9 protein-coding genes and 1 pseudogene are annotated in these 10,266 nt (G+C 37.4%); 2 read left to right on the top strand and 8 right to left on the bottom strand.

All coding sequences use genetic code 11. The annotated features are described in order from the left end of the window. The 6 genes from VFS71_RS02310 to VFS71_RS02285 all read right to left on the bottom strand — a co-directional run. A partial coding sequence (locus tag VFS71_RS02310; protein ID WP_414655978.1) for a LolA family protein occupies positions 1 to 363 on the bottom strand: 363 nt, incomplete at its 3' end. 353 nt (positions 364 to 716) lie between these two features. Then, positions 717 to 3,161 (bottom strand): DNA translocase FtsK, encoded by a 2,445-nt coding sequence (locus tag VFS71_RS02305; protein ID WP_326399152.1) that lies wholly within the window; start codon positions 3,159 to 3,161, stop codon positions 717 to 719. Positions 3,162 to 3,179: 18 nt separating this feature from the next. Beyond that, positions 3,180 to 3,554, bottom strand: a complete 375-nt coding sequence (locus VFS71_RS02300; RefSeq protein WP_326399151.1) for a diacylglycerol kinase family protein — start codon at positions 3,552 to 3,554, stop codon at positions 3,180 to 3,182. A 9-nt stretch (positions 3,555 to 3,563) separates the two neighbouring features. Further along, positions 3,564 to 4,061 carry a thiol peroxidase gene (gene tpx, locus VFS71_RS02295; RefSeq protein WP_326399149.1) on the bottom strand — a complete coding sequence of 166 codons (498 nt, stop codon included), beginning with the start codon at positions 4,059 to 4,061 and terminating at the stop codon, positions 3,564 to 3,566. A gap of 131 nt (positions 4,062 to 4,192) precedes the next feature. Further along, entirely contained in the window at positions 4,193 to 4,582 is a 390-nt protein-coding gene (locus VFS71_RS02290) for an OsmC family protein (protein WP_326399148.1), read from the bottom strand. A gap of 5 nt (positions 4,583 to 4,587) precedes the next feature. Further along, complete coding sequence (locus tag VFS71_RS02285) at positions 4,588 to 5,469, bottom strand: pirin family protein (RefSeq protein ID WP_326399146.1); 882 nt, start codon at positions 5,467 to 5,469, stop codon at positions 4,588 to 4,590. A 493-nt stretch (positions 5,470 to 5,962) separates the two neighbouring features. On the opposite strand from VFS71_RS02285, the gene VFS71_RS02280 reads away from it, so the two are divergent. Then, complete coding sequence (locus tag VFS71_RS02280; RefSeq protein ID WP_326399144.1) at positions 5,963 to 8,377, top strand: heavy metal translocating P-type ATPase; 2,415 nt, start codon at positions 5,963 to 5,965, stop codon at positions 8,375 to 8,377. A gap of 79 nt (positions 8,378 to 8,456) precedes the next feature. Further along, positions 8,457 to 8,690: a heavy-metal-associated domain-containing protein gene (locus VFS71_RS02275; protein WP_326399143.1), complete on the top strand. Its 234-nt coding sequence runs from the start codon at positions 8,457 to 8,459 to the stop codon at positions 8,688 to 8,690. On the opposite strand, the gene VFS71_RS02270 is transcribed toward VFS71_RS02275, so the two are convergent. Both VFS71_RS02270 and VFS71_RS02265 read right to left on the bottom strand, forming a co-directional pair. After that, a complete protein-coding gene (locus VFS71_RS02270; protein ID WP_326399142.1) occupies positions 8,687 to 9,985 on the bottom strand; it encodes an AMP-binding protein in 1,299 nt (432 codons plus the stop codon). The two genes, VFS71_RS02275 and VFS71_RS02270, sit on opposite strands and share 4 nt — an antisense overlap. Further along, a pseudogene (locus VFS71_RS02265) lies at positions 9,985 to 10,266 on the bottom strand (acyl-CoA--6-aminopenicillanic acid acyl-transferase); the annotation flags it as partial. The gene VFS71_RS02270 and the pseudogene VFS71_RS02265, both read right to left, overlap by 1 nt.

The following is a 10,266-nucleotide window of genomic DNA, read 5'->3' as shown; positions in this document are numbered from 1 at the left end:
ATAACCTGTATTAAAGAAAGTCAGCATTTTTGATGGAGTGATTGCCGAATCGTCTTTCTCATCCACTTTCGAAACAGTAATTTCCTCATCTTCAGGAACAATAGTATAGTTCTTCTTACCATCAAAAATCTTGGTGATTCCCATAAAATTCAACACATACTGATTCCCTTTCATCACTACGGTTCCTTTACTGTCCTGATTAATATTCTCTTTGGCATTATTCAAAGAATATTTAAAGTCGATCGTAATATTATCGTAGCTTTTTACTTTGGCAGTTACTTTATCCAACAAAGCTTTTGCTTTTTTATCTTGTGCCTGAGTCGAAAATCCAATGAAAAAGGCAACCAAAAGTCCCACTACCATTTTCACACCTATTTTGTGTTGTAATCTCATTTGTTCTTTGTTTTGCTGTATGCTTATTAATGTATTCTTGTGTATTATTGAGTTTTTAATCATTTTGGCGTGACCCCGTTGAGTAAAGGGGCTTACTGATAGCACCGCTTACAAAGCCCCTTTACTCAACGGGGTCGGGCTATCCGCGCTACTTCGGTAGCTAGCTACTATCCCTCACGCATCCGTCTAATATCGTATTTGGTGCAAATGTAAAGAGCTAAAAAATGAAAAGTATCTAAAAAAAAGCTAAATTTCTATTATTAACGCTCAAGACTCAACATTCTATTCTCTATATTCTAAAACCTAAAATCTGCAATCTAAAACTAACTTTCATTATTAAAAAACTGATCCAGTCCCGTCATATCCTGTATATTCACGCTTCTGGCTTTACTTCCTTCAAAAGGACCTACAATTCCGGCAGCTTCCAGTTGGTCAATCAATCGACCAGCCCTGTTGTAACCCAGTTTCAGTTTACGTTGTAATAACGAAGCCGATCCTTGTTGCGCATTTACGATTACTTCGGCAGCTTCCCTAAACAAAGTATCTCTTTCAGAAATATCCATTTCCAAATTAATTCCACCATCTTCTCCTATGAATTCAGGAAGTAAATAAGCAGTGGCATACGCTTTTTGCGAACCAATAAACTCGGTTATTTTTTCAACTTCAGGAGTATCAATAAAGGCGCACTGTACACGAACCACATCATTTCCGTTCGTATATAACATATCTCCCCTACCAATCAATTGATCCGCACCTTGAGTGTCCAAAATTGTTCTGGAATCTATTTTTGAGGTTACCCTAAAAGCGATTCTCGCAGGGAAGTTGGCTTTTATCAAACCTGTAATTACATTCACCGATGGTCTTTGTGTCGCAATAATCAAGTGAATACCAATAGCACGAGCCAATTGTGCCAAACGCGCAATAGGTACTTCAACCTCTTTACCGGCAGTCATAATCAAATCGGCAAACTCATCCACTACCAATACGATATAAGGCAAAAATCGGTGTCCGTTCTCCGGATTTAATTTTCTGGCCTTGAATTTTTCGTTGTATTCTTTGATGTTTCTTACCATCGCATCTTTCAATAACGAATAGCGGTTGTCCATCTCCACACAAAGCGAATTCAATGTAGCAACAACCTTAGCATTATCGGTGATAATGGCATCTTCAGTATCGGGCAATTTGGCCAGATAATGTCTTTCAATTTTATTAAAAAGTGTTAGCTCAACTTTTTTTGGATCCACCAATACAAATTTCACTTCGGCTGGATGTTTTTTATACAAAAGAGATGTCAAAACCGCATTCAATCCCACCGATTTCCCTTGTCCTGTAGCACCCGCCATCAATAAGTGGGGCATTTTAGCCAAGTCAACCACAAAAGTTTCATTCGAAATGGTTTTTCCAAGGGCAATAGGCAATTCCATTTCCGCCTCTTGGAACTTGGCAGAACCAATCACGCTTTTCATAGAAACCATTGTCGGATTCTTGTTTGGAACCTCAATACCAATAGTTCCTTTTCCTGGAATAGGCGCAATAATACGAATCCCTAATGCCGAAAGCGACAAAGCAATATCATCTTCCAAACTCTTAATTTTGGAAATACGAATTCCTGCTTCAGGTACAATTTCATATAAAGTTACCGATGGACCAACAGTCGCCTTGATTTGTGCTATTTCTATTTTGTAATTACGAAGAGTATCTACAATTTTATTCTTGTTTTCTTCCAGTTCTTCCTGGTTGATGGTAATTCCTCCTGTCGAATATTCTTTTAATAAATCGATGGTTGGAAATTTGTAATTGGATAAATCCAAAGTAGGATCGAATAAACCAAAATCCGACACCAACCGTGAAGCTAAATTATCTTCGATAATATCTTCTTCGATAGCTTTTTCAATTACAAAAGCTTCTTCTTTAGCAGGTTCTACCGTTGGCAAAATCTCCATTGGAAGCGGTTTAAGAGTAGGTTCCAAATTGATTTCGGAAGCATTTGAAATTGTTGGTTTCAAAGCTTCTTTGTTAATTTCAAACTGAGACCCGGTAGTTTTTAAATGGATATCATCCAATTCTTCATCCTCTTCAGGTTCTTCAACGGCAAATTCCTCAAGATTATAAGCACTTTCAGTAGAAGCCAATATTGGGCCTGTAGCCATATCCTCTTTGATTTCTTTTTTGGTGTTTTCAAAAAAGGATTGCACTTTTTCTGGTGATACCTGCAATTTGAAAATCAAATAAATTATTAAACCAAAAACTAAAACCAGAAGTGTTCCTGTTTTGCCAATATAATCTTGTGAGAATAAATTCAATTCATATCCAATTGTCCCGCCCAATTCAGGCATCGAAGTGGCAAAAAAACCAAATAGAACAGATAAAACAATAACAGCAAATAAATCCCAAAACCAAACTCCTTTTAGTTTTTTAATCGATAGACTCAAAACCAAATACATTCCGGTCAGGAAAAATAAACGAACAAATAAAAAGGAAGCAATACCAAAACCTCGGTACACAAATAAATCGGCAAGATAGGCTCCAAATTTACCCAACCAGTTTTGAACTTCTTCTTTACGGTCTGTTAATTCGGAAACAGCGCTTTGATCGATTTTTCCATAGATAAAAAAGGAAACAAATGCGACTAATAAAGCGATTGAAAATAATACCAAAAGAGATCCCAAAACAATTTTGTGCTGTTTGGTGAATTCCCATGATCTTATGCCTTTAGATTCCGATTCATTTTTTGTATCTAAAGATTCTTTTTTTGTAGATTTTGCCATTCTTGAATTTAATTGAACCTATAAAAATTTTGGGATATAAATAATTAGACCAATTGCGATTGCTGTTAATGCAGCAAAAAATACTGCTCCAGCAGCAATATCTTTTATAAAACCAATTCTTTCATGATAATTTGGGTGGATAAAATCGGCTATTTTTTCGACAGCTGTATTCAATCCTTCAACACTCATAATTAAACCAATAGCCATTGTTTGAAAAAGCCATTCGGTAGTTGAGATATGAAAATAAAAACCGGCAATAGTCATTAAGATTCCAATTGAAAATTGAACCATAATACTGTGCTCGGTGGTAATTAATTTTACGGCACCCAGAAAAGCAAATTTCACGCTTTTCAATCGGCCTGTAAATAATGTATTGTCTTTTTGGAATTCCATTATATAGTATTAAAGTGCAGCTAAAGCAGCTTCGTAATTTGGTTCATTTACAATTTCATCCACTTGCTCTGTATGTGTAATTGTCCCATTTTCATCAACAACGATAATCGCTCTTGAGTGCAATCCCGCCAATGGGCCATCAACAATGTCTAAACCATTATTTTTTCCAAAAGTACCATCCTGAAAATCAGATAGATTCACTACATTTTCAAGACCTTCAGCACCACAAAAACGTTTTTGAGCAAAAGGTAAATCTCTTGAAATACATAAAACAGTAGTGTTTGCCAAATTACTTGCACTCTCGTTGAATTTTCTAACTGATGTTGCACAAGTTCCTGTATCGATGCTTGGAAAAATATTTAAAACCAATTTTTTACCTGCAAAAGTGCTTAAATCAGCAACCGACAAATCGTTTTGAACTAATTTAAAATCAGCCAGTTTTGAACCAACTTTTGGTAATTCACCTGAAGTGTGTATTGGGTTTCCTCCTAATGTTATAGACGCCATATTGTTTGTTTTTTTAATGAGGTTCAAAAGTAAGGATTAATATTTGAATCTAAAAGGATTTGTTTTTTGAGTTGAAACTTGATCGTTATTAGATATTGTTACATTGTTTTGTGTCAAAATAATATTGATTATTATAATAATTCAGTTTCTATTTCAATGGTACCGGACAGTATCTTATGAACTGGACAAGCATTTGCAACTAAAATCAAACGCTTTTTCTGATCTTCATCGACTGTAGCCGCAAACTCAAGTTTTCTAGTAAAAAGAGTTTTACCTTCCATTTCGATTAGTTCTGTTTCTACTTTTATTTCGGGTATGTTCCAACCTTTCTTATCGATATACATCCGCAGTGTTGCCGATGTACAGGCACTCAATGATGCCGTAAGCAATTCTCTGGGTGAAAATCCTGTATCCTTCCCTCCTTTCTCAACAGGTTCGTCAGCAATGATGATATTTCCTGTAGGAGATTTGATTTCTATTTGAAAAGGAACTTCTTTGATATGAGCGATTACTTTTGCCATGATAATTATCTGAATTTAGGTTGTGGTAAGGGTACAAACTCGGTTTCATTTGGAACTTTCGGAAACTTTTGATCAATCCAATCCTGTTTTGCTTTTTCAATTACGGCTTTATCGGAATGAACAAAATTCCAATAAATAAAATGCTCTTCCGGAAAAGGTTCGCCTCCAAAAATATAAACCGTACAATTTTCGCTCATTTCAAACTGACAAAGACTACTTTCCTTGGCTACTAATATTTGTTTTGAGGCGTAGGTGTTGCCGTCATTTTTGATTTCACCTTCCAAAATATACAAAGCGCTTTCTCCAAACAGGTCTTTACCAATATTCAATGTGGCTGGACTAGTACTTTTAATCTCGATTAAGTACAAAGGACTGTAAACGGGAACAGGAGATTCTTTTCCAAAAGCTTTTCCGGCAATGAGTTTTATGGAGACATTATCTTGCTGCCATTCAGGAATATCTTTGGCTTCAATATGGAAGAAAGAAGGTTCTATATTTTCCATTGCTTTGGGCAAAGCAACCCAAATTTGTAAACCATGAAGACTTTTATCGGTAGTTCTCAAACGCTCTGGTGTTCGCTCCGAATGGACTACTCCTTTTCCGGCGGTCATCCAATTGACTGCGCCTGGCGTAATTTCCATTTCGGTGCCAATGCTGTCGCGATGCAATATTGCTCCCTCAAACAAATATGTGAGTGTCGATAACCCAATATGCGGATGGGGTCCAACATCTAAGTTTTGATATTCCTTTAGTTTTGCCGGTCCCATGTGATCCAAAAACACAAAAGGCCCTACGGCACGTTTTTCACGAAAGGGCAACAACCTGCCTACTAGAAAATTTCCAATATCGGCAGCTCTTTCTTCTATAATTAATCCAATGTTTGACATAGTGCATTGTTTGAGAGTTTAATATCTTAAGAGATGAAATAGGATTATTCAAAAGACAATCTAAATTAATTAAAAAAACAAAGGAATTGGAAATGAAACCAAAAATCTTGTTATGAAATGAGCATAACCGAAAATTGGTCGCAAATACCAATGAAGATATGCGACTCGAACGATAGTGACAGGCGAAGCAATTACATATGACCGTTAAAAATCAATAAATATCTACATATGAAAAACAGATTTGCATGAGGGATCGCAACGGCATCTCCCGATTTAGAAAAACAAGGCTTTTTTGCCGTAGTTTTTGTTAATAGGGAATACAGTGTAGAGCCCGACCTCGTTACCTAAATTATTATTATGAAATCCAAATACTGTAACGAGGTCATGCCCAAATTAAAACGCTCCAAAGTCATGTAACTCTTTTACAAAAAGCTGTAACTTATTAGAAGATTATCTGCTGAACTTTGCATTGTAAACTTAAAACCATACAAAAATGGCAACCCCTATAAATAACACATTTTATATTCCGCTGGAAGATGTTGAGAGCGAACATTGCGCGCTTATCGTTGATAACGGCCTTGACAAAATAAAAAACATCGATTCCCATAAAGTGGAACTTAACAATAACAGAGCCGTGATTACAGCCTCGAAACCGGAAGCATTACCAGAAGCCATCAGTGCGATTCGGGATTTGGGTTATGGCGTGACCACGGTAAAGAAAACCTTCCCAGTTCTGGATATGAGCTGCGCTTCATGTGCTGTCGGAGTGGAAACAGCTATACAAATCCAACCCGGAATTGTTAACGCATCGGTCAATTTTGCGACAGCTACAGTTGCCCTGGAATATTTGCCCAACATGATTACGCTTGCCGAAATCAAGAATGCGGTTCAAATGGCTGGTTACGATTTGCTCATCGACGAAGACAGTAAACAAACCGAAACGCTGGAAGAAATACATGAAAAAAAATTCAACCAATTGAAATTGAAAACGCTTTGGGCTGCGTTACTTACGGTGCCAGTGGTTATCATTGGAATGTTTTTTATGGATATTCCTTACGCTAACGAAATCATGTGGATTTTATCGACACCTGTCATCGTTTGGTTTGGCAAAAATTTCTTCATTAATGCATGGAAACAGGCCAAACATCGTTCGGCCAATATGGACACGTTGGTCGCTTTGGGAACAGGAGTGGCGTATATTTTTAGCGTATTCAACACTTTGTTTCAGCATTTTTGGCATGAGAGAGGTTTGCACGCCCACGTCTATTTTGAAGCGGCAGCGGTAATTATTACTTTTATTCTGTTGGGAAGATTACTGGAAGAAAAAGCCAAAGGAAATACCTCATCGGCCATAAAAAAACTGATGGGATTACAGCCCAAAACCGTAACCATTATTACCAGAAATGAGCAACAAACCACGATTCCGATTGACAAGGTAAACCACGGAGATATTATTCTTGTAAAACCAGGAGAACAAATTGCAGTGGATGGAGTTGTCACCAAAGGAAATTCATACGTGGACGAAAGCATGCTGAGCGGCGAACCCGTTCCGCTCTTGAAAAAAGAAAATGAAAAAGTGTTCGCAGGAACGATTAACCAAAAAGGAAGTTTTCAATTCCGCGCCGAGAAAGTAGGTTCTGAAACGATGCTAGCCAACATCATCAAAATGGTGCAGGAAGCTCAGGGAAGCAAAGCCCCTGTCCAAAAACTAGTTGACAAAATAGCGGGGATCTTTGTTCCTATTGTGATTGCGATTGCTTTTATTGCTTTTGCTTCGTGGGTTATTTTAGGAGGCGAAAACGGTTTTTCTCAAGGATTGATTGCCTTTGCCACCGTTTTGGTTATTGCCTGTCCGTGTGCTTTGGGATTGGCCACTCCTACCGCAATTATGGTAGGGATTGGTAAAGGCGCCGAAAAAGGAATTTTGATTAAAGATGCTGTAAGCCTCGAACTGTCCAAAAAAGTAAATACCGTGGTTCTCGACAAAACGGGCACCATCACCGAAGGCAAACCAGTGGTAACTGATTCCCATTGGGTTGATGAAAGTGTGGTTCTAAAACAAATCTTAGTTAGTATCGAAAAACAGTCTGAACATCCTTTGGCGGAAGCCGTAATCAAACATTTTGACGACAATAACAGCATTGTCTTGGAGCATTTTGAAAGCATCACCGGAAAAGGAATCTCGGCAACGATAGCGGGCAAAAAATATTTAGTGGGAAATAAAAAACTGTTATTCGAAAAGAACATAACACTTTCAGAAACACTTTTTGAAAAAGCTATCCATTGGAGTGCCGAATCGAAAACGGTGATTTGGTTTGCGGACGATAGTCAAGCGATAGCGGCAATTGCCATTGCCGATAAAATTAAAAAAACTTCTATTGAGGCTATTCAGCAATTGCAGGAACTAGGAATTGCAATTTATATGCTTACCGGCGACAATGAAGCTACGGCTGAGAGCATTGCTAAAAAAACAGGAATCACCAACTATAAAGCCGAAGTATTACCCGAGCAAAAAGCAGCTTTCATAAAACAATTACAAAGTGAAGGAAAAATTGGGGCGATGGTCGGCGACGGAATTAACGACAGTACCGCACTAGCTCAAGCCGACGTGAGCATTGCAATGGGAAAAGGCAGTGACATTGCGATGGATGTGGCCAAAATGACCATCATCTCTTCCGACCTCAACAAAATTCCTGAAGCCATAAAACTATCCAAACAAACTGTGGCGACCATTAAACAAAATCTGTTTTGGGCCTTGTTTTATAATGTCATAGGAATTCCTATAGCTGCGGGCGTTTTGTATCCCCTCAACGGATTTCTGTTGAATCCAATGCTTGCCGGAGCGGCTATGGCTTTGAGCAGCGTAAGCGTGGTGAGCAACAGCCTTAGATTAAAATGGGAAAAATAAAATAGTTATTAGTGACTAGCCATAAGTAATTAGTATTTCCGAAACTAAAAATTTTAAAACAACGATAAATAAAACAACAATGAACACTAAATCAAACGAAAAAGGATCTTTTGTTTTCAAAACAAATATAAACTGCGGTGGCTGTGTGGCCAAAATAACTCCATTCCTGGATGCTACAGATGGTATTGAAACATGGACTGTGGATACTGAGAATAGAGATAAAATTCTGTCTGTTGCTTGCAATGGAATTTCCAAAAACGAAATTATTGATACCGTTCAAAAAGCGGGGTTTAAAATTGAGGCTTTAGATTAAAGAACACTCTTCCTATTATCAAAAAAGTGAATCGGTTTTCGGCTCATCGGGTTAAAAATTATAGGTCTTAGCACTTCATTCGTAGTGAATTCAATTTTTGGAGTTACTCGCAATTTGGCTCTAAAATGGTCTTTTAATTCCTGAAGAAAAATCGGTGTGGGGTCTTTAACTGCAATCTTTATCAGAATCTCATCGGTTCCTAAATCATTGGTTGCGATTTCAATGATGTAGCTTTCTATAGCATCAAAATCATTCAGAACGTCGTGCATTGCGGGTGGGTACAAAGTGGTTCCTTTGTATTTTATCATGTGCTGTTTTCTTCCGATAACAGGTCCTACACGCAATGTATTTCGTCCACACAAGCAAGGATCAGTGTGCAACTGAACAATATCACCCGTTTTAAAACGAACCAAAGGCATCGCTTCAATCCCAAGTGTCGTAAAAGTTAATTCTCCGGACTCTCCATTTTTTACGGGATTATTTTTTTCATCCAATACTTCTACAATAATCAATTCCGGATGATGGTGCCCTCCTACTCCATGCTCGCATTCCGTAAAGGCTGTGCTCATTTCGGTGGAAGCATAAGTGGAGAACAACTTAATTTTCCATTTATCCGATATTTTTTTAGACAGCGCATTCATTGTGAAATCCTGATTCCTAAGCGATTCCCCAATACAAATTGCGCCTTTCACACTTGAATTATTGAAATCAATATTATGGTTTTCGGCATATTCAATCATTTTCAGCAAAAAGGAAGGAACCGTAATTAAATAAGTTGGTTTGTATTTTAAAATAGAATCCCATTGCAATTCCGGAATTCCTGCACCAACACGAATTACCCCCACTTTCATTTTTCGAAGACCCAGAAAATAAGCCAATCCTGCCATAAAACGACGGTCTATTGTCGTCATCAACTGCACAATATCACCTTCTTTTATACCGGCGCAATCAAACGAAATGGCTTCATTATAAGCCAGCCTGTCCAAATCACTATCGGTTAACCCAAAAGTTACCGGATCACCCAAAGTCCCTGATGTGGTGGCGTAATCAATAATCTTATGAGCTGGAACACATAAAAAATCATCGTTGTATTTTTGTAAATCTTCCTTGGTGGTAACTGGCAACTGAGTTAAATCTTCAAGAGTTTTTATGCTGGCAATATCAATGTTTTTTTCAGCAAAAAGGGAACTATAAAAAGGTGAATTGGTATTCACATAACTTAAAAGCTCTGCCAATTTTTGTTCCTGAAACGATTTTATTTCGGCTGTAGTTGCAATTTCTATCTTTGGAATCATTATCGTTTTCTTTTTATTTTCTTTAAATAATTGACAACCTTCTCTTTTTCAGGAAGCGAGCTTATTTCTTTGGTCAAAGCTTTCTCAAATTGTTCTTGAGCCAAACCGTATTTTTTATTTTGATAAAAGTACAATCCTGCTTTATAATAAACAACCCAATAATCAGGATTTAAAGATTGATAATATCCAATGAAATCTGAAGGTAAATTCTCTTTGCTTTTTAAAAAGAGATCAATTTTTTTATCCTCTATCCGAAACTGTTCATAGTTTTGATAGGCTAC

The organism is Flavobacterium sp. (assembly GCF_035760125.1).
In the GTDB taxonomy this organism is placed as follows: domain Bacteria; phylum Bacteroidota; class Bacteroidia; order Flavobacteriales; family Flavobacteriaceae; genus Flavobacterium.
Note: the sequence above shows the minus strand (reverse complement) of the source record. Positions and strands in the feature narration are given on the sequence as shown.

What these genes read in the sequence shown, in the direction of transcription:
- VFS71_RS02280 (WP_326399144.1), top strand. Translation starts at nt 5,963, where the DNA reads ATGGCAACCCCTATAAATAACACATTTTATATTCCGCTGGAAGATGTT.
- tpx (WP_326399149.1), bottom strand. Translation starts at nt 4,061, where the DNA reads ATGGCGTCTATAACATTAGGAGGAAACCCAATACACACTTCAGGTGAA.
- VFS71_RS02285 (WP_326399146.1), bottom strand. Translation starts at nt 5,469, where the DNA reads ATGTCAAACATTGGATTAATTATAGAAGAAAGAGCTGCCGATATTGGA.
- VFS71_RS02270 (WP_326399142.1), bottom strand. Translation starts at nt 9,985, where the DNA reads ATGATTCCAAAGATAGAAATTGCAACTACAGCCGAAATAAAATCGTTT.
- VFS71_RS02290 (WP_326399148.1), bottom strand. Translation starts at nt 4,582, where the DNA reads ATGGCAAAAGTAATCGCTCATATCAAAGAAGTTCCTTTTCAAATAGAA.
- VFS71_RS02300 (WP_326399151.1), bottom strand. Translation starts at nt 3,554, where the DNA reads ATGGAATTCCAAAAAGACAATACATTATTTACAGGCCGATTGAAAAGC.
- VFS71_RS02305 (WP_326399152.1), bottom strand. Translation starts at nt 3,161, where the DNA reads ATGGCAAAATCTACAAAAAAAGAATCTTTAGATACAAAAAATGAATCG.
- VFS71_RS02275 (WP_326399143.1), top strand. Translation starts at nt 8,457, where the DNA reads ATGAACACTAAATCAAACGAAAAAGGATCTTTTGTTTTCAAAACAAAT.